This is a genomic window from Shewanella colwelliana (assembly GCF_001735525.1).
GTDB classification, from domain to species: domain Bacteria; phylum Pseudomonadota; class Gammaproteobacteria; order Enterobacterales; family Shewanellaceae; genus Shewanella; species Shewanella colwelliana.
In genome coordinates, this window is record NZ_MCBT01000004.1 from 1 (window position 1) to 17,793 (window position 17,793).

Here is a 17,793-nt window from a genome sequence, read left to right on the forward strand (position 1 = left end):
TGTAGTGGTCAACTAATATTGGCCACGATCTTAGAGTTTAACCAGAACAATCGTTCCGATTCATTGGGCGTCAGTCCGCCGTTATATTGATGTGGACGAAGCTGGCAGTAATATCCAATTATGTATCGTGTAATTTCGTTCTGAGCTTCTGTAAAATTACGATACCCTGTTGTTGGTATCCATTCTGTCTTAAGGCTCCTAAAAAAGCGTTCCATTGGACTATTATCCCAACAATTCCCACGTCGAGATAAACTTTGTTTGAGCTGGTATCGCCATAAAAGTTGTCGATATTTTCTGCTTGTATAGTGAGTCCCTTGATCGCTATGGAACATAACATCTTTAGGTTTACCACGACCTTCATAGGCCATCGTAAGCGCTTTGCCAGTTAAACGGCTATCAGGTGATAATGACATAGCCCAGCCAATCACTTTACGGGCGAATAGATCAATCACAACAGCTAAGTACATCCAGCGGTTACCAGCCCACACGTAGGTGACATCACCAACCCAGACTTCATTCGGAGCTGTAACTGCGAATTGTCGACCTAGGTGATTAGGGGTTTCAATATGTTCTAGCGTGCCTTTTCGGTATTTGTGCTTAGGAACCTGACAGCTAACTATACCAAGCTCTTTCATCAACTTAGTGGCACGATAGCGGCTTAGCAAGACACCTTGCTGGCTAACCATATCTGCAATGGTTCTAGCACCAGCCGACCCATTACTTGCAGTGTGTACTTCGCTAACTAGGCTCCGAAGTTTAACTTTATCGGCATTAATGGTTGTTGGCCGCTTTTTCCAATATTTGTAACTACTACGATGAATACTGAACACTTCGCATAATGTTTTTATGCTGTAGCTCTGCCTGAGTTTCTCAATTATTAAGAATTGTTCAGTGAGTCCGACATCAACAGAGCTGTGGCCTTTTTTAATATTTCGTTGTGCTCTTGGAGGCGAGCGAGTTGCTTTTTTAACTCTCGAATTTCAATTTGTTCTGGTGATATAGGTGATGCTTTAGGTTGCTTACCTTGTCGCTCTTCTCTTAATTGTCGAACCCATTTATCCATGGTTGATTTGCCTACACTCATGGCTTGAGCAGCTTCAACAATTGAGTAATTTTGATCTAGCACTAATTGAGCTGATTCAAGTTTGAACTCTGCGCTAAAAAGTCTTCTTGTACGTTTTTTCATAGTGTCACCTGTTAACTTATGAGGTGATGATATCACCTCTAACTAGGTGGCCAAATTCACCGTACCACTACAGGTCATGGTGACGGCTAAAAAGGTGATAGATAGCTTGGGAAAAGTTGAGGTGCCTATCGAGGTGTTTTATGCCGCGCAAACGGCAAGGGCGATAAACAATTTCCCTATTAGTGGCCAGAGAATGCCGATAAGTTATATTCGAGCGTTGTTACTGGCAAAGTGGGCCGAAGCCAATGCCAATGCAGAGTTAACCCTACTTGAACAGCCAACCGCAGTAACGATATTATCCCCAGCAGCATACATATCAGTGCGCTGTTGGCCCTAGAGCATTGACTGTTTCCCTCCTTGGTTTTTCTGGTCGAAACCATTCAGACGAAGGCGCTACAGGTTGACGATGTGGTTAAAATTGGGCGTACCCATTTAATGGATGCCATGCCTGTTCGCATGAGCCAAGTACTGGATGGCTGGGCTAGTCAAATTGAGCAATGTATAGCGATGATTCAAGCGCTGCGCAACTAATCTGTGCAGAGATGGGCTAGGTTGAGTTGAAGGAGCTGGGATGATAAAAGTTAGCGCCATTATTGCGATAACCTTGGTTATATCGCTGGCTGCATTGGTGTTGGCCAATCTCTTTGCTACCAGTTTGTTGGCTTTTTAACGTGATCTCATTAATGGGTTCAGTATAGTAGTGTTAGGTATTGTGGCTGTCGACTTACTGTTTATTATACTCAAAAAGCGCAAAACGGTATCCGAAAAAGCAAAAGAGACTGATTAAGGTCAGTCTCTTCGCTAGCTTTGTCTAGGCTGCTTGCTTTACCAAGCTTTTTCTAAAATCTCACGGCTGACATCTAGGCCTAGATCGCCAGACTCCGATAGCGCCGTCATACCATGAGCTTCCAGAGCGTTAATGATATCGTCAATTTGCGCTTTGGCTATGTCGTAGTCACGCAGGCGTGTTTTGAGTCCTACTTGCTGGAAGAAGGCTTCGGTTTTGGCAATCGCTTGCTCGACGCGGCTCTCTTCATCGCCATCTGTGATATCCCATACGCGTTCAGCATATTGCAATAATTTCGCATGCTTCTGTGTTTTGCGTACACGCCATACTGATGGCAAGAGTGCCGCTAAGGTTTGTGCGTGATCGATATGAAACAGCGCAGTGAGTTCATGGCCTATCATGTGTGTGGTCCAGTCGAATGGCACACCCGCGCCTATCATGCCGTTAAGCGCTGAAGTGGCACTCCACATCAAGTTCGCTCGCGCTTGATAATTTTCTGGTTCGGCTACTGTAATAGGGCCAATTTCGATCAGTGTTCGCATGATCCCTTCAGCTGTTCTGTCTTGTACTCGTCCATCGACAGGATAAGTGGCATATTGTTCAAGCACATGAACGAATGCATCGACCACACCGTTAGCCACTTGGATCTTGGGTAAGCTGAAGGTGAGTGTTGGGTCTAGCATCGAAAAGGTAGGATAGATGCTGGGATGGTTTACTGGGAACTTACCACCTTGATAGCTTACAACACCAAAGGCGTTCATTTCTGAACCCGTCGCTGGCAAGGTTGCAACAGTTCCAAGCGGCAACACATCTTTCGCATCGACAGGAACTGGCGCGAATCCATGGAATAGCAGACTGCTGGTATCACCTTCAAACTTTGTCGCTAGGGCAATAAACTTGGTGCCATCCATCACCGAACCACCGCCAACAGCTAACAGGAAGTCAATCGACTCCTTTCGGGCAAGTTCAGTAGCTTGCATTAAGGTCTCATATTTGGGATTGGCCTCGATACCACCAAACTCAAACACTGTGCGACCGCCCAATGCGCTAAGTACCTTATCGAGCGTACCGAAACGCTTAACGCTGCCGCCGCCATAGGTGACTAAAACTCTGGCATCGGCAGGTATGAGTTGGTCTAGCTCCGCAAGTCTCTCTTTGCCAAATACAATGTGAGTTGGATTTCGATAGTCAAAATTTAGCATGGGCGTTACCTTTCTTTAAAGCTATAGGATCTGAGGGTAATCTTAGTTCAGTTTGAATAAATAGAAATACCTATTGCTGGATCAAATTTGCCTATTCCTACTCTATGCTTGTTGAATTTGGATTAAAGTGGCCTAAAGTGTGCATTTTCCTATCTTGGTGCTAGTATTTACCTCCAAAGTCGATCGAGGTGTTTGATGAAGAGTATTGCTCAGCTAATGTCGGCGCTTGCGCCAAACGAAGGGATAAATCCAACTGCCTTGCAAGGGGTTCATATTTTTCGTAGCTCGCAATATGGTGCGCGTGGACCTATGTGTTATTACCAAGGCGTACTGATTGTCGGGCAGGGTAAGAAGCGGGTATATCTGGACAACGAAGTGTTCGACTATGACCCGCAAAATTCACTAGTAATGACGGTACCTGTTCCGGTGGAGTGTGAGACGTTTGCATCGGTAGAAGAACCTGTCTTAGTCTTGGTCATTGATATTGACCTAAAGCTACTGGATGAATTAACTCGGGTGATGGATGCCCATGATCAACAGCCTACTGAACTGGGGGAGTCACACTTGCCTGGTTATTTTATTGCCCAGAATAACCAGCAGATGGAGAGTTGTGTGATCAGACTGCTGCAAGCTTTGCAGTCTCCCCTCGAGGCGCAGGCGCTGGGCGGCAGTTTTTTACATGAGTTGCTGTATCGATTACTGATGTTGCCCAATGCAGCACCTTTATATGCATTAGCATTAAGCCACACCCGGCTTTCTCGCATTGATAAAGCACTGAGCTTTATCCATCAGCACTATGCAGACTCTATTGAGGTCGAACAGCTTGCTAGCCTAGTCAATATGAGTACATCGGCTTTTCATCGCGGCTTTAAAGAGGTGACAGCCTCTTCACCTATTCAGTATGTGAAAAAAATCCGTCTCAATAAGGCCAAAGAGCTGCTGCAACAACATGGGGCTAAGGCTAAAGAAGCTGCCTTGGCTGTTGGTTATGAAAGCCCCGCGCAATTTAGCCGTGAATTTAAACGCTACTTTAAACAAAGTCCGGGTGAGTGCATTAGGCGATAACCTGGTGGTTATGGTGAGGGGTTGTTGGCTGTGAACCACTTGGCACTCTGTAATTAGGCAAGCAAAGTGGCATGTTATTGTGTGATGTGGTGGTTGTCAGGTCTACTTGGGTGTTTTGAGTTTTGGCATGTGGCCCGGTCAACTCACTCTCTGTTGGAGATATTACAATTAATCAACAATTACTAAAACATGACATGCTTAACAATTATGCACTCAAACCCATGCTAGGTGTTGTAACTTAAAGCCAGTTCACGTTTTATCTATGTCTTAAGTGGTATTTTTGTATTCCGCAAAAGGATGTGTATCTCTTTTAAGTCTTTATTTATCCAATGGCTTTGCGCTTCAAGGTCTGGTTCAGTTAGGAATTTGTATGTCTTCTATTATTCAATCGGTACCCGGTAACTTGATTAAGCCGTATCAAGCCGATATTACCGTACCCAACTGGATGCTGAGCTCTATGGAGCGAGTCATGCAGTACTATGTGGATAAGAATTTACGCCTCGATACCCAGTCAGCTTCTATGATGCCTGCCCCTGTCGAGGGTAAGAAGTACATGCTTTATGCTCATGTGCCTTTCTGCCATACCCTTTGCTCTTTCTGTACCTTCCATCGTTTTTTGTTCAAAGAAGATAAAGCACGTGCGTATTTCATCTCTTTGCGTAAAGAGATGGATATGGTCAAAGCACTTGGATATGACTTTGAATCTATGTATATCGGTGGTGGCACGACAACGGTACTTGAAGATGAGTTAGCGCGTACTATTGAGCATGCGAAAACCTTGTTTCCCAGTATTAAAGAGGTGTCTTGCGAGTCCGATCCACAGCATTTAGATAGCCCAGGCTTTAAACAGCTCGAAGGGCTAGTGGATCGCATGTCTATTGGCGTACAGAGTTTTAATGACGACATCTTAGCCATGACAGACCGATTAGAGAAGTTTGGTTCTGGTCAGCAGACGTTTGACAAGATCATGGCGGCTAAAGAGCTGTTCCCTATTATCAATGTCGATCTTATCTTTGGTTTTCGTGGTCAAACTGATGAGGTTATCCAGCATGATTTGGATATGGCTTCACGGTTAGATCCTCGTCAAATTACCACTTACCCCTTGATGATCACTCATCAAACTCGCAAGAGTGTTAAGGGTAAACTTGCCGCACCTCAGGGGGATATGGCGCGTCAATACCGCCAGATCCTTAATAGCCTAAATGGCCAGTATAATCAGTTGTCTGCATGGGCTTTTGGTAAGGCGAATAACGAAGGTTTCGATGAGTATGTCATCGATTATGATGAATACTTAGGTGTGGGCTCAGGTTCATTTAGCTTTTTAGATGACACCCTGTATGTGAACAACTTCTCTTTACGTAAGTATCAAGAAAATATTGCTGCTGGACGTATGGGAGTTGAACAACAGAAAAATTACAGTAAGAAAGATGTGATGCAGTATCGATTCTTGCTGGGGATGTTCTCGGGTCGTCTGTCACGTAAATACTTCCGTGAGACCTTTGGGGTGAATTTAGATACAGCACTGTTTAAAGAGATGGCCTCCATGAAGGTGATTGGCGCGATTAAGAATGATCCTACAGATCCCGATAATCTTATCGTCACCGATAACGGTAAAATGATGGGATTATTGATGATGAAAGAGTTCTATTCGGGTATGGATAACGTTCGTGCGCAGCTGCGTAAACCGCTCAAGCCTTGTGATATGTGACCGAAAACGCAACAAAAAAGGCTGGCCTTAGGTCAGCCTTTTTTGTTTTTACTGGCAAGTGTTTGAGGGCTACAAAGCCTAGGTATTGAGAAAATAGTGTTGTTGCTTTGGCCGTAGCGATAACTCCTGCTCTAGCCGAGCTACCTCGGTTCGGATCTGCCTGATAAAAGGGTCTTCGTAGTTTAGACGCTCAAATTCATGGAGGCAGGCGCGATAACGCTGCAGCTTATGTTCGGGAGTTGCGGTCAAATCCATGATTTCATCAAAGCATATTATCGATTCCATTCAATAATCCTTTATTTAGCTTATGGACGAATGGTAGCGCTATTTGCGTATTCAAAAAGTCATTGCTGGTGAAAGTCGTTTTCTCATTCAAAAGTTCTATACCAATAAAACTGTTTAAAAACAATCAGTTAAGACGTTCGTGGTTGATGGCTATTTTTGTAAAGGCGAGATGCTGACAGCGCTTAGGGCAAAGGCTTACATCTAAGTGAGCGTTTTAGGGAACGCTTTGCGACCAATATTCACGGTTGTAGCACTTGATAATCGTGTCTATTCGGGTAGCTTTGAGCCACTCTTAAGTAAATCGTCTGGCGCAGATTCATACGCGTTGAGGCTAAAAAGAAAGGATTTTTTATGGTCATACGCATAGGCGAATTTCGCGCAGCAGAGGGCGAGGGGCAGGCTTTGCATCAGTTCTTGCTCTCTTTAGCCCCATACATTACCGCCTCTAAAGGTTGTCTTGCTTATGAGGTATTACGCCAACAAGATAATAATGATCTGTTTGCGGTGATAGAGCGCTGGCAGTCGATTGAGGATCATCGAGCGTCGGTTAATGGTTTCCCTGTTGATGAGATGCAGGCTGCGATGTCGCTGTTTGCTTCACCGCCGAAGGGCACTTACTATTACGGTGATGGCTAATGCAGGGTCACGTCAGCTGAACGTTTACTGTCGTTACTTAGTTTATATTAATTATGATTTTTCGGAGCCCTTATGGCCAGTATCCTACTTATCGCCAATTTAAACTGTGATCGTATATTAAAGCTTAATAGGCCATTGGAGACCGGAGGTCGCTACCATTATCAAGATGGTGGCTATCGCCTTGGTGGCGGTGGCGCGAATACTGGTATTGGTTTGGTTTGGGCTGGGCATAACGTGGCGCTAGTGAGCCAAGTTGGGCGTGACAAAATTGGCGACTGGTTAATGGCTGAGGCCAGTACGCAAGGGATAGACTGTCGTCTAATGCAGCGTTATGAGCAAAATACCTGTGAGATGTTATTGGTCATGACACCCGATGGCGAACGTACCATTATTAGACCTGAGCGCCCGCTGTTTGAGCTAGCCGCTCCGCCTAATTGGAGCAATTGGGATGCGCTCTACATAAACTCTTCTGCCGAGGGGGCGGTGAGCTGGGCTAAAACGGCGCTGAAACAGACGTTAGTGATGGCGCAATTGGCTAAGGATAACCGTCAGCGACCTTGCCATATTCTTATTGCCTCAAAGGCTGATATGCAGGGGCGTAGCCAGTTGTCTCCGTGGGAGTATGCCTTAACGATAGCGGGTGAGAGTTTGCAGTATTTTATCGTTACCGATGGTGAGTCTGGTGCGATGGTTTATCACAACAAGGGTGAGCAGCATGTCGCCGCGCAAACGGCCAATGTGATTGACACCACTGGTGCTGGTGATGCTTATGCCGCAGGGGTATTGCATGGTTTAATGCAGCAGCAACCTATTTGCCAAGCAATGGAGGAGGGGGCGAGATGGGCCGCATTTGCGGTGGCCACCCAAAGTTCAATTCCTGGCGCACAATTAAACCATTATTTGGCTGGTCAAAAGCACCTATAGCCATGTATTTGTCATCATAATGTCATTATCTGAGGCTAAAGTACTTCGCATCGGTCGCAGGCTGTTCCCTGACCTTGTTGTGTGTTGTAGCTTAGTTTCTAACATTGAGTGCTCTTCTGATCTCTCGCCCCGTTTAGGGGCTTTTTTTTATCTGAATTAAAATCGGTGAGTTCTGCTTTGAATTCGGTTAACATTTGGTTAACTGTTTCGGGAGCTGTTGCTGTTAAGGGGTATTTATGGGGAATGCTGTTTGGAGCGATAAAAGGAAGTTCATTTGGGTACTGTTTATCTTGCTGCTCAGTGCTTTTATTGCGATCAGTGCGATCAGTTATAAGGTTGCCCACGACTCCTTGAGTGAGCACATCTCTGAAAACACACTCCCGCTCACCAGTGATAATATCTATTCCGAAATTCAACAAGATCTGCTACGGCCAATATTTATCTCCTCTTTGATGGCACAAGACACTTTTGTACGAGAATGGACCCTCAATGAAGAGCAAAACCCTCAGCAGTTGATCCGCTACCTTAATGAAATACAAACAAAGTATAATACGGTCACCAGTTTCTTTGTGTCAGAAAAATCCCGTAACTACTATCACTCAACGGGAGTACTTAAGCAGATTAATGATATAGACAGTGAAGACGCTTGGTACTTTAGGGTCAGGTCGCTACCCAAAGAAGAGTTATATGAGATTAATATCGATCCCGACACGGCCAATAAAAACCGTACCGTTGTTTATATCAACTACAAGGTATTTGATTTCGATGGCAACTTTATTGGTGTCACAGGCGTTGGGCTGGCTGTTGAAAAGGTTAAAGAGCTGGTAGAGATGTATCAAGCTCGCTATAACCGCCATGTCTACTTTGTCGACAGAACGGGAAGAGTTACGCTGCGAGGCAATGAATACCATGGCAGCAATTCATTACAAAAATCTAAAGAGTTAGCCCCGCTCGCAACGCGAATTCTTACCAGCCCCAGTGCATCGATCTCCTATATGCGAGACGGTAAAAGCGTTTATCTCAACAGCCGCCTAGTCCCCGAGTTTAAATGGTACTTAATGGTAGAGCAGGAGGAGGATCCCGATGAGCAGAAGCTACTCAATACCTTCTGGACTAACATATTGCTGAGTTTTATTGTCACCGTCGCTATTTTAATTATTGCCAACATGACTTTAGGTCGCTATCAGCGCAAGTTAGAACTGATGGCCACTACCGATAAATTGACTGGTGTGACAAATCGACAGGTGTTTGAAAGCCATTTTGAAAATACCTTAAAGCTAGCCACACAAGAGAGTTCGCGGGTGTCTGTACTACTGCTTGATATCGATCATTTTAAACAGGTTAATGATCGCCATGGTCATAGTATTGGTGATTTAGTCATCCAAACTGTATGTCATATTGCGCGCGCCGAGTTACGCGACAGCGATCTGATCTGTCGTTGGGGTGGGGAGGAGTTTTTACTGCTGCTACCAAATAGTGATTTGGCCCACGCCAGTAATCTGGCTGAAAAAATACGTACTCAAATTGCGCAACGTATGATCCGCGTAAATGGTGATGAATTTGGTGTGACAGTTAGCCTAGGTGTTGGTGAGTATAAGCAGGATGAGTCCTTACAATCACTGATTAATCGTGTCGATGTCGCCCTTTATCAAGCCAAAGCACAAGGGCGTAATAAAGTGGTGCTATCGACCTAATGGTTGGGGTGGTCAACACAACGCCAAGGCTTATTCTAAGGGAATTTAGTCTGCAAGACGCGGAAGGCTTTTATTGGCTCAACGTTGACTCTCATGTTCTACGCTATACGGGCGATGAGTCTTTTGATTCTATCGAGGCTGCTGCACGATTTATCGAAAACTATGATGAGTACAAGCGTCACGGTTTTGGCCGTTGGAGCGTTATTGAGCGCGCAACGGGACGCTATTTAGGTTTTTGTGGGCTGCGCAAAGATACTTTGTCTGGCGAAGTCGATCTTGGCTTTCGGTTAATGCGCAGTGTGTGGCGCCAAGGTTTTGCAGCGGAAGCAGCACAGGCCGCATTGCAGGTGGGTATTAAAGACTACAAGATTTCTACTTTTTATGGCAACGTAATGCGTGAAAATGAAGCATCAATTCAGTTGCTGAAAAAATTGAAATTTGAATTGCTCGGCGCCGAGCAGCAAGCGCCAAGTGAGTGGCTTAAGTTCGTCTTACACCAATCAATCTAAGAAAGAATTTGATATGAAACAGTTGTTAGTAAAAAGAATATCGGGATTGTATGCAGGCGATGCTGTTACTGAATATGGTGGTGTCAGCAGCATGATTGCAGGGAAACAGCGTCGACAACAATTAGTGGTGACCGAATCAACGGTTGTCGGCGATTCGCAGGCTGATCCTAAGCATCATGGTGGCTTAGACAGGGTACTGCATCATTTCCCTCGTGAGCATTATGGTCAGTATCGACGCTGGGATATGATGGTAGGCTTTAAAGATGCCCCCGCCATGGGCGAAAACATTAGCAGTGTTGGCCTCGATGAAACTCAGGTCAATATTGGTGACATAATTGCGATCGGTGAGGTAATCGTGCAAGTCACTCAACCGCGGTCTCCCTGTTTTAAGCTCAATCATCAATTCGGTCACCAGGACTTTGCACTGGCGATGCAGACGAGTGGCCTTTGCGGCTGGTTTTACCGAGTGATAACCCCTGGTAAAATAGCTCAAGATGCAAGTATATCGCTGCAACAACGTTGCAGCGATATGAGTGTTAGAGAGGCGATGAGTATCTATTTTTCTTCCGAGTTTGATGTGCACGCCTATGACCGTTTAGCCAGTTGCGAGGGGTTAGCCCAGTCTTGGGTGAATAGTTTAAGTCGTCGCCTCGATTCTGAAAAAATAGAGCCTTGGCAGATTAGGCTTTTTGGGCCGCATAGCCGCTAAAACGGATTGGTATGGACAACATAATAGTAATGATCAAGGAGAAAGATTAGTGATAGAAAATGAAGCATTATCCAAAGATGACAAAAATATGGGCGTTGCAGTACACCTTGCCAGCTTTTCTGGGTATTTAATTCCGTTCGGCTCAATCTTAGGGCCATTGATTGTGTGGTTGATGAAACGTGAAGAGATAGTGTTTGTCGATCAGTGTGGCAGAAACTGTTTAAACTTTAAAATAAGCGTGATGCTATATGCGTTTATTAGTATGATCTTAATGTTCGTTGGTATCGGTTTTATTTTGCTAGGTTTGTTGGCGATTTTTGACATTGTCGTGACCATCATAGCTGCGATGAAAGCCAGTGAGGGGATTAGTTATTCTTATCCCTTAACGATTAAGTTTTTGAAGTCGTAAAGGCTTAAGCCAGTCGCTATGTCGTTATCAAAAAGCCCGCAATCGCGGGCTTTTTGTATAGATATTTCATTAGATATCAAGGCTTAGACCTTAAATCCCGCCACTAAGGTATCCAGACGTCTTGCCAACTGATTTAACGATTGACTCGCTTGCGCCACTGCCTCAGAGGTTTCTGTGGTACGTCGTGTGATCTCGCTGATCTCTGTGACGTTACGATTGATATCTTCAACCACGGTTGATTGCTCTTCCGTTGCAGCGGCGACCTGAATATTCATGTCGGTGATCGCCCCAATTTGCTGACTGATCTCGGTCAGTGAATGGCTTGCCTCATCAACCGCTGCCACGCCCTCTTGGCTGCGAGTTCGGCTTTGGATCATTGCCTGTACGGCCCGAGCTGCCTCGGCTTGTAGGTTATCAATCATCTTCTGTACTTCATCGGTTGATGCTGCGGTGCGCGATGCTAAGTTACGCACCTCTTCTGCAACGACCGCAAAACCACGACCCGCTTCACCCGCTCGTGCCGCTTCAATGGCTGCATTAAGTGCAAGTAGGTTAGTTTGGTCAGATACCGCACGAATAACATCCAAGATACTACCAATAGAAGTGGTGTGAGTGGCGAGTGACTCGATGACATTACCCACCTGTTCTACATCTTTAGAAAGCTCATTAATGGTATCGCGGGCGCGCATAACAACCACTTGGCCGGCACTTGATTCATTGTCGGCGTCTTTGGCGTTATCGGCGGCTTGGGCTGCGTTACCGGCGATTTCATGGACGGTGGCGCCCATTTCGTTAATCGCAGTTACCACCATCATGGTTTGATCTTTCTGTAGTTGGCTGTCGTCGAGTGTCTGTTGTGCCTGATTGGCAACATTAGTGGCCGCTTCACTCAATTGGACACTGGTGTCAGTGACTTCAATAATGGAGTGCTGAATTTTCTCGATAAAACTATTAAAGCCTTTAGCAAGTTGGGCCAGCTCATCTTGACCTTCAACAGGTAGACGTTGGCGCAAATCACCTTCACCTTGGCCGATGTCTTGTAGCATATCCGCTACTTTAGCAATGGGCTGACTGACTGATCCGGCAACAAAAATAGATAGACCAATAAATGCTGCAGCAATAAGCAATGTCCAGATTAAGATCTGATAGGCCGATTCTTCAAGTAAGGCAAATACTTCACTCTCAGGCACTTGGGCAATAAGGTACCAGTCCATTGACGGGATATAGCTACTGGCAACCAGGGTTGATTCACCATCGATATCAGTTTTGATTAAGCTAAAGTCGCTACGGTTGAGTAACTGACTGGTATTAGCCTCTTGGTATAGAGATGTCAGGCTACTGCGACCAATCTCACTGGTATTTTGATGTAGTTTAACTTGGCCTTTGGCGTCGACAAGGTACACAAACCCAGTGTCTTCAATTTTAAATGAACCGAGTAAACGCACCATGTCGTCTAAGGATTTAGCTAACCCGACTAGGCCCCTGTCATTAGGCTGTTGATAGTTAATAAAGAGTTTTACCTCGCCATTGGCTTCGGTAAAGACGTTCAACATACGTTCTTGGCCACTATCTCGATAACCGAAGAACCAGCCATCTTGATCCGGTGTTAAGAGACGCAGGAAACCATCTTGGGTGTAGTACGCTGCAGTTTCCCGATCTGCATAGGAGGCTTGAGCTAGGTTGTACTGGCGTTTAATGTCATTAAGTTGCTCAATAACCAAGGCCTCTGTATCGGCCGGGCGACCTTCGACTAACCACTGTTTAAGCATCTTACTATTGGCCAGTTGCTCAGCAGCATTCATTAAGACAGAGATATCCATCTCTACCTTATTTCTCACCGATTGCAACGTATTTGGCAGTTCAGAGGTCAACATTCGTTGTTCGACAACCTCTTTAGCGCTGCGCTGGCTAAGTACGCCAACGAGTACAGTCGACAGTAGCACCGCAAAAGTGACCGTCAGCAATATTTTTTGTTTAATTGTTAACATGTTAAGTTTCATCGTTTATAACTCGCATCCACAATTTCCGAATATCCATTCAGATGTTTGGTTAATTGATTTAAGGTTAGTCGCTGTTTGCTTAACACGCTAAACCATTGAATATTATGGGGTAGGATTTTCCATTTATCGCATCCACCTCAGGTTGCAGCCTTGCGTGTTATGAGGATGAAGGTCATTCAAATGGTGCGCTTTAGATAGCGCTTGTAGGTATAGTGAACAATTATGGTGATTTATTGGCGTAAGCGCAAGCGGCAACCCATTAAAAAACGCGCCAAAGAGCAGCGCGTTTTTGTTTATAACTGAGTTGGTTACATATTGGGGTAGTTAGGACCACCGCCACCCTCTGGGCTGACCCAGGTAATGTTCTGACTGGGATCTTTGATATCACAAGTCTTGCAGTGAATACAGTTTTGACCGTTAATCATAAACTTCTTCTCACCAGCTTCTTCGACAATTTCGTAAACCCCAGCTGGGCAGTAACGCTGTGCAGGTTCATCAAACTTGACTAGATTAACATCGATAGGGATCCGCTCATCTTTAAGGCGCAGATGACACAACTGATCCTCTTCATGGAAGGTGTTGGAGAGATAGACAGATGAGAGCTTGTCAAAGCTGAGTTTGCCATCTGGTTTGGGGTAATCAATTTTGCTGTAGGCACTGACTTCAGCCATTTGGGCGTAGTCATGCTTCTCATCACGCAGGGTGATAGGGAATTTGCCGCCGAACCAGTTTTGGTCGATATAATTGAATGCGCCACCTAAATAGGCACCAAATTTGTGCATGGCTGGGCCAAAATTGCGTGATGTATGCAACTCTTCTTGTAGCCAGCTTTGTTCAAACTTTTCTTGATAGCAATCCAGGTCTTTTCCACCTTCAACCCCTGCATGCAGTGCATGGCAGATGGTTTCGGCCGCTAATATGCCGCTCTTCATGGCGGTGTGAGTGCCTTTGATTTTGGCAAAATTGAGTGTGCCCGCATCACAACCAATAATCAGTCCGCCAGGGAAACTCATTTTGGGTAGCGAGTTGAGTCCACCTTTGGTGATGGCGCGTGCGCCGTAGCTGAGACGTTCGCCATCTTTAAGGTATTGGCTGATCACTGGATGAGTTTTATAGCGCTGAAACTCATCAAATGGACTCAAGTGTGGATTTTGATAGTTAAGGTCGATAATCAGGCCGACCGCGACTTGATTATCTTCAAGGTGATAAAGGAAACCGCCGCCTGATGCACCTTCAGTTAGCGGCCAACCACCAGTGTGCACCACTTTGCCCTGTTGGTGTTGCTCACTAGGGACTTTCCATATCTCTTTAAAGCCTAAACCGTAATGTTGTGGTGTCTTGCCATTATCAAGGTGATATTTTTCGATAAGCTGTTTGCCTAGATGTCCGCGGCACCCTTCACTGAATACCGTGTACTTAGCGTGGAGTTCCATGCCTGGCTCATAACTGTCTTTGGGTTGACCATCGGCACCCACACCCATGTCACCAATTAAAATACCTTTAACACTGTTGTCATCGTTAAAAAGCAGTTCGCTGGCAGGAAACCCCGGGAAAATTTCAACGCCCAAGGCTTCGGCGCGTTCGGCTAACCAGCGGGCGAGGTTGCCGACACTAATAATATAATTGCCGTCATTGTGCATCGTCTTTGGGATAAGGGCGTTAGGCATCGCACGGGCTGCTGATGGTGAATTAAGCATGTGCAGTTCATCATGGGTAACAGCTGTGTGCAGTGGTGCGCCGGTGTCTTTCCAATCGCTAAATAACTCATCGAGTACTTTAGGTTCAAATACTGCACCAGATAGAATGTGAGCGCCAACTTCGGAGCCTTTTTCTACCACACAAACTGACAGTTCTTGACCACTGTCTTGAGATATCTGCATCAGTCGACATGCTGTTGCTAGGCCTGCAGGACCAGCCCCAACGATAACAACGTCAAACTCCATCGATTCGCGTTCCATCACTTCACCTCTTTTGGTCTTATCCCCCGATTGAAACGGGTGTTTTATTCTTTTCACCACCTTACCTTAATTTTGTGAGATGGCACAGAGTTTAAGCAGTCAGGATAGACTAATTGATAGTAATTATCTGCGTGAGCGCTGTCACAATATGTTCACGCTCAGCTGATCTTGTGCAAGAAAAGGGTGAACAGGGGTATTAACTGATGCAAATTTAGGCCTATAATTGTGAAACGACGGTTCTCCGAGCTTTCTATCCTACGTCAACAGATATGGGTAGCTAGCCGTGGCAATAGTGCCACCGGGGTGAGAAAAGAAATTGACTCACCTCCCCTTACTTGGAAAGGTGATCATGTCTCAATTACAAGACAATTTTGGTCGAAGATTTCACTATCTGCGGATGTCAGTCACTGACGTCTGTAACTTCAAATGTACATACTGCCTCCCCGACGGCTATCGTCCCGATGGTAAACCCAAATTTTTAGATCTTAATGAGATCGAAAATCTAGTGGGTGCTTTTGCCGAAGTGGGTACGCAAAAAATCCGTATCACAGGTGGTGAACCTACGCTGCGCAAAGACTTTAGCGATATTATTCGTATCGTGGCTGACAATGATAAAATTTCCACTATCGCGACTACCACTAACGGATATCGCTTAGCTAAGCATGCTCAAGAGTGGTATGACGCAGGGCTTAGGCGCATAAATGTGTCGGTAGATAGCCTTGATCCGCGGATGTTCTATCAGATCACAGGTGAAAACAAGTTTGACGATGTGATGCGTGGGGTTGATGCCGCGCTAGAGGCTGGCTTTGAGCGCGTGAAGATCAATGCGGTATTGCTAAAAGGCCTCAACGATAAAGATTTGCCCCGCTTTCTTCACTGGATTAAACAGACGCCTATCGATCTGCGTTTTATTGAGTTGATGGAAACCGGATTAGGCCGTGACTATTTTAAGGCGCATCACCTAGCGGGGGCCGACATTAAGTCTCAGTTAATCCAAGACGGTTGGCAACTCGATCAGTCTGCCGTTGACGATGGTCCAGCGCAGAACTTTAGCCACGGTGATTTTCAAGGTCGCATTGGGTTAATCATGCCTTATGAAAAAAACTTCTGTGCTAACTGTAATCGCCTGAGAGTATCGGCTAAAGGTAAATTGCATCTATGTCTGTTCACTGAGCACGGTGTCGACTTGCGCGATCTGCTACAAAGTCATTCACAGCGTACTGAGCTAATTGAGCGTCTGCATGGTCAACTCCAAGCCAAGAAGGAAACCCATTATCTTCATGATGGGGTGACCGGTGTGACACAACATTTGGCCTCCATTGGCGGTTAACTTAGCTTTATGACCTAGGGCAAACACCATCGCTTAGGTCATAGGTATACTCACGGCATCAATTTAGGTGCGCATTCATCCATCAGTTTGAAAATCATCAAGAGAGATATTATGGGTCACTGTACCAACTCGAAATTTGAACCCCTAAATATTGCCGTACTCACGCTTTCAGATACTCGAGATTTTAGCCAAGATACCTCAGGGCAGTTTTTAGAAGATGCCTTGATTGAGGCAGGTCACCAACTTGTAGCGCGACAATTAATTAAAGATGATAAGTATTTAATTCGCTCAGTCGTATCTCAATGGATCGCCTCTAAAGAGGTGCAGGTCATTATCACTACTGGCGGCACAGGTTTCACTGAGCGGGACAATACACCAGAGTCGGTTAAACCACTTTTTGATCGAGAAATCGAAGGATTTGGCGAACTGTTTCGCCATATCACCTATACCGAGCTCGGCACGTCGACAGTGCAGTCCCGTGCACTGGGAGGCTTTGCCAACAAGACGGCAATATTTTGCTTACCTGGTTCAACGGGGGCATGTCGCACCGGTTGGAACAACATTATTAAAGAACAACTCGATGCAACCCACAGACCTTGTAACTTTGTGATGCATGTGAAGAAGGTATCAATTGATGAGTAATGAATTCACCCACATTAATGCCGATGGCAATGCCCATATGGTTGATGTCACCGAAAAAGCGGTTACCGAGCGTGAGGCCCGTGCCGAAGCTTATATTGAGATGGCACCAGCGACACTTGAGATGATCATGAGCGGTAGCCATCATAAAGGCGATGTATTTGCCACGGCACGTATAGCAGGTATTCAAGCCGCCAAGAAGACCTCAGATCTCATCCCTTTATGTCACCCATTGATGCTGACTAAGGTTGAAGTTGACCTAGAAGCCCAGCCTGAACATAGTCGCGTGCGTATTACCAGTTTATGTAAGCTCTCTGGCAAAACAGGCGTAGAGATGGAAGCGTTAACTGCTGCATCGGTGGCCGCACTGACCATTTACGATATGTGTAAAGCGGTACAGAAAGACATGGTGATCTCCCAGACTCGTTTACTAGAAAAGCGTGGCGGAAAATCGGGTCATTTTAAGGCGTAAATAGCACAAGTTTAAAGGTAGAAATAGATGATAAACGTACTCTTTTTTGCTCAGGTTCGAGAGCTTCTCGGCGAGAGCACTATAGCGATTGAAGCCAGTGAAGCGACCAGCACAGCCGAGGGGCTGCGAGCGCAGATAGCTGCTAAAGATGAGAAGTGGGGTAAGGTACTGGCGGCTGACAAGTTGCTAGTTGCTGTCAATCAAACCATTAGCAGTTGGGACACACCTGTTGAAGATGGTGACGAAGTGGCGTTCTTTCCGCCAGTGACCGGAGGCTAAT

At 45.6% G+C, this 17,793-nt stretch carries 19 protein-coding genes and 1 riboswitch; of the genes, 14 read left to right on the forward strand and 5 right to left on the reverse strand.

Going from position 1 to position 17,793, the window contains the following annotated elements; all coding sequences use genetic code 11:
- Positions 1 to 8: 8 nt before the first annotated feature.
- A protein-coding gene (locus BEL05_RS01810; RefSeq protein ID WP_139151798.1) for an IS3 family transposase occupies positions 9 to 1,186 on the reverse strand; the annotation gives its coding sequence in 2 pieces (ribosomal slippage) (positions 9 to 919 and positions 919 to 1,186; 1,179 coding nt in all).
- 46 nt (positions 1,187 to 1,232) lie between these two features.
- On the opposite strand from BEL05_RS01810, the gene BEL05_RS21235 reads away from it, so the two are divergent.
- On the forward strand, positions 1,233 to 1,523 hold the full coding sequence (locus tag BEL05_RS21235; RefSeq protein WP_281179885.1) for a hypothetical protein: 291 nt from the start codon (positions 1,233 to 1,235) through the stop codon (positions 1,521 to 1,523).
- A gap of 71 nt (positions 1,524 to 1,594) precedes the next feature.
- Positions 1,595 to 1,717, forward strand: coding sequence for a lyase family protein (locus BEL05_RS21240; protein WP_281179886.1), 123 nt, complete (start codon positions 1,595 to 1,597; stop codon positions 1,715 to 1,717).
- A 294-nt stretch (positions 1,718 to 2,011) separates the two neighbouring features.
- Here the strand turns inward: BEL05_RS21240 and BEL05_RS01825 are convergent, their stop codons facing one another.
- Positions 2,012 to 3,175: an iron-containing alcohol dehydrogenase gene (locus BEL05_RS01825; protein ID WP_028763397.1), complete on the reverse strand. Its 1,164-nt coding sequence runs from the start codon at positions 3,173 to 3,175 to the stop codon at positions 2,012 to 2,014.
- 195 nt (positions 3,176 to 3,370) lie between these two features.
- Here BEL05_RS01825 and BEL05_RS01830 point away from each other — a divergent pair, with 195 nt between their 5' ends.
- Together BEL05_RS01830 and BEL05_RS01835 are read left to right on the forward strand one after the other, a co-directional pair.
- Positions 3,371 to 4,240 (forward strand): AraC family transcriptional regulator, encoded by an 870-nt coding sequence (locus BEL05_RS01830; RefSeq protein ID WP_069670099.1) that lies wholly within the window; start codon positions 3,371 to 3,373, stop codon positions 4,238 to 4,240.
- Between the two features lie 370 nt (positions 4,241 to 4,610).
- Positions 4,611 to 5,948, forward strand: coding sequence for a coproporphyrinogen III oxidase family protein (locus BEL05_RS01835; RefSeq protein WP_069670100.1), 1,338 nt, complete (start codon positions 4,611 to 4,613; stop codon positions 5,946 to 5,948).
- A gap of 78 nt (positions 5,949 to 6,026) precedes the next feature.
- Here BEL05_RS01835 and BEL05_RS01840 read toward each other — a convergent pair whose 3' ends face one another.
- On the reverse strand, positions 6,027 to 6,233 hold the full coding sequence (locus tag BEL05_RS01840; protein ID WP_069670101.1) for a hypothetical protein: 207 nt from the start codon (positions 6,231 to 6,233) through the stop codon (positions 6,027 to 6,029).
- Between the two features lie 351 nt (positions 6,234 to 6,584).
- Here BEL05_RS01840 and BEL05_RS01845 point away from each other — a divergent pair, with 351 nt between their 5' ends.
- The 6 genes from BEL05_RS01845 (at position 6,585) to BEL05_RS01870 (ending at position 11,114) form a co-directional block, all read left to right on the forward strand.
- Complete coding sequence (locus BEL05_RS01845) at positions 6,585 to 6,869, forward strand: putative quinol monooxygenase (RefSeq protein ID WP_028763394.1); 285 nt, start codon at positions 6,585 to 6,587, stop codon at positions 6,867 to 6,869.
- Between the two features lie 72 nt (positions 6,870 to 6,941).
- Positions 6,942 to 7,793, forward strand: coding sequence for a PfkB family carbohydrate kinase (locus tag BEL05_RS01850; protein ID WP_069670102.1), 852 nt, complete (start codon positions 6,942 to 6,944; stop codon positions 7,791 to 7,793).
- A gap of 236 nt (positions 7,794 to 8,029) precedes the next feature.
- A complete protein-coding gene (locus BEL05_RS01855) occupies positions 8,030 to 9,487 on the forward strand; it encodes a sensor domain-containing diguanylate cyclase (RefSeq protein ID WP_028763392.1) in 1,458 nt (485 codons plus the stop codon).
- Entirely contained in the window at positions 9,487 to 9,996 is a 510-nt protein-coding gene (locus BEL05_RS01860) for a GNAT family N-acetyltransferase (protein WP_051413038.1), read from the forward strand. Before BEL05_RS01855 ends, BEL05_RS01860 begins: the two co-directional genes overlap by 1 nt.
- Positions 9,997 to 10,009: 13 nt before the next feature.
- Positions 10,010 to 10,705, forward strand: a complete 696-nt coding sequence (locus tag BEL05_RS01865; RefSeq protein WP_069670103.1) for an MOSC domain-containing protein — start codon at positions 10,010 to 10,012, stop codon at positions 10,703 to 10,705.
- An 88-nt stretch (positions 10,706 to 10,793) separates the two neighbouring features.
- Positions 10,794 to 11,114 (forward strand): DUF4870 domain-containing protein, encoded by a 321-nt coding sequence (locus BEL05_RS01870; RefSeq protein ID WP_069670121.1) that lies wholly within the window; start codon positions 10,794 to 10,796, stop codon positions 11,112 to 11,114.
- Positions 11,115 to 11,197: 83 nt separating this feature from the next.
- Here the strand turns inward: BEL05_RS01870 and BEL05_RS01875 are convergent, their stop codons facing one another.
- On the reverse strand, positions 11,198 to 13,114 hold the full coding sequence (locus BEL05_RS01875; protein ID WP_028763389.1) for a methyl-accepting chemotaxis protein: 1,917 nt from the start codon (positions 13,112 to 13,114) through the stop codon (positions 11,198 to 11,200).
- 308 nt (positions 13,115 to 13,422) lie between these two features.
- Entirely contained in the window at positions 13,423 to 15,072 is a 1,650-nt protein-coding gene (locus BEL05_RS01880; RefSeq protein ID WP_028763388.1) for an electron transfer flavoprotein-ubiquinone oxidoreductase, read from the reverse strand.
- A 227-nt stretch (positions 15,073 to 15,299) separates the two neighbouring features.
- Positions 15,300 to 15,434: riboswitch (molybdenum cofactor riboswitch) on the forward strand.
- Between BEL05_RS01880 and moaA the strand changes: the two genes are divergently transcribed.
- From moaA to moaD, 4 genes are all read left to right on the forward strand, one after another.
- Entirely contained in the window at positions 15,422 to 16,402 is a 981-nt protein-coding gene (gene moaA, locus BEL05_RS01885) for a GTP 3',8-cyclase MoaA (protein ID WP_069670104.1), read from the forward strand. Its footprint overlaps the riboswitch before it by 13 nt.
- A gap of 111 nt (positions 16,403 to 16,513) precedes the next feature.
- Complete coding sequence (gene moaB / locus BEL05_RS01890) at positions 16,514 to 17,044, forward strand: molybdenum cofactor biosynthesis protein B (protein ID WP_028763387.1); 531 nt, start codon at positions 16,514 to 16,516, stop codon at positions 17,042 to 17,044.
- A complete protein-coding gene (gene moaC / locus BEL05_RS01895; RefSeq protein ID WP_028763386.1) occupies positions 17,037 to 17,513 on the forward strand; it encodes a cyclic pyranopterin monophosphate synthase MoaC in 477 nt (158 codons plus the stop codon). Before moaB ends, moaC begins: the two co-directional genes overlap by 8 nt.
- Before the next feature lie 27 nt (positions 17,514 to 17,540).
- Entirely contained in the window at positions 17,541 to 17,792 is a 252-nt protein-coding gene (gene moaD, locus BEL05_RS01900) for a molybdopterin synthase sulfur carrier subunit (protein WP_028763385.1), read from the forward strand.
- The last annotated feature ends 1 nt before the right edge of the window (position 17,793 follow it).

Bases quoted from the DNA above. Each gene is read 5' to 3' on its own strand.
- moaB (WP_028763387.1), top strand. From the start codon at position 16,514: ATGGGTCACTGTACCAACTCGAAATTTGAACCCCTAAATATTGCCGTA.
- BEL05_RS01880 (WP_028763388.1), bottom strand. From the start codon at position 15,072: ATGGAACGCGAATCGATGGAGTTTGACGTTGTTATCGTTGGGGCTGGT.
- BEL05_RS01825 (WP_028763397.1), bottom strand. From the start codon at position 3,175: ATGCTAAATTTTGACTATCGAAATCCAACTCACATTGTATTTGGCAAA.
- BEL05_RS01840 (WP_069670101.1), bottom strand. From the start codon at position 6,233: ATGGAATCGATAATATGCTTTGATGAAATCATGGATTTGACCGCAACT.
- BEL05_RS01845 (WP_028763394.1), top strand. From the start codon at position 6,585: ATGGTCATACGCATAGGCGAATTTCGCGCAGCAGAGGGCGAGGGGCAG.
- BEL05_RS01860 (WP_051413038.1), top strand. From the start codon at position 9,487: ATGGTTGGGGTGGTCAACACAACGCCAAGGCTTATTCTAAGGGAATTT.
- moaC (WP_028763386.1), top strand. From the start codon at position 17,037: ATGAGTAATGAATTCACCCACATTAATGCCGATGGCAATGCCCATATG.
- moaD (WP_028763385.1), top strand. From the start codon at position 17,541: ATGATAAACGTACTCTTTTTTGCTCAGGTTCGAGAGCTTCTCGGCGAG.
- BEL05_RS01875 (WP_028763389.1), bottom strand. From the start codon at position 13,114: ATGAAACTTAACATGTTAACAATTAAACAAAAAATATTGCTGACGGTC.
- BEL05_RS01870 (WP_069670121.1), top strand. From the start codon at position 10,794: ATGGGCGTTGCAGTACACCTTGCCAGCTTTTCTGGGTATTTAATTCCG.
- BEL05_RS01850 (WP_069670102.1), top strand. From the start codon at position 6,942: ATGGCCAGTATCCTACTTATCGCCAATTTAAACTGTGATCGTATATTA.
- BEL05_RS01830 (WP_069670099.1), top strand. From the start codon at position 3,371: ATGAAGAGTATTGCTCAGCTAATGTCGGCGCTTGCGCCAAACGAAGGG.
- BEL05_RS01855 (WP_028763392.1), top strand. From the start codon at position 8,030: ATGGGGAATGCTGTTTGGAGCGATAAAAGGAAGTTCATTTGGGTACTG.
- BEL05_RS01865 (WP_069670103.1), top strand. From the start codon at position 10,010: ATGAAACAGTTGTTAGTAAAAAGAATATCGGGATTGTATGCAGGCGAT.
- moaA (WP_069670104.1), top strand. From the start codon at position 15,422: ATGTCTCAATTACAAGACAATTTTGGTCGAAGATTTCACTATCTGCGG.
- BEL05_RS01835 (WP_069670100.1), top strand. From the start codon at position 4,611: ATGTCTTCTATTATTCAATCGGTACCCGGTAACTTGATTAAGCCGTAT.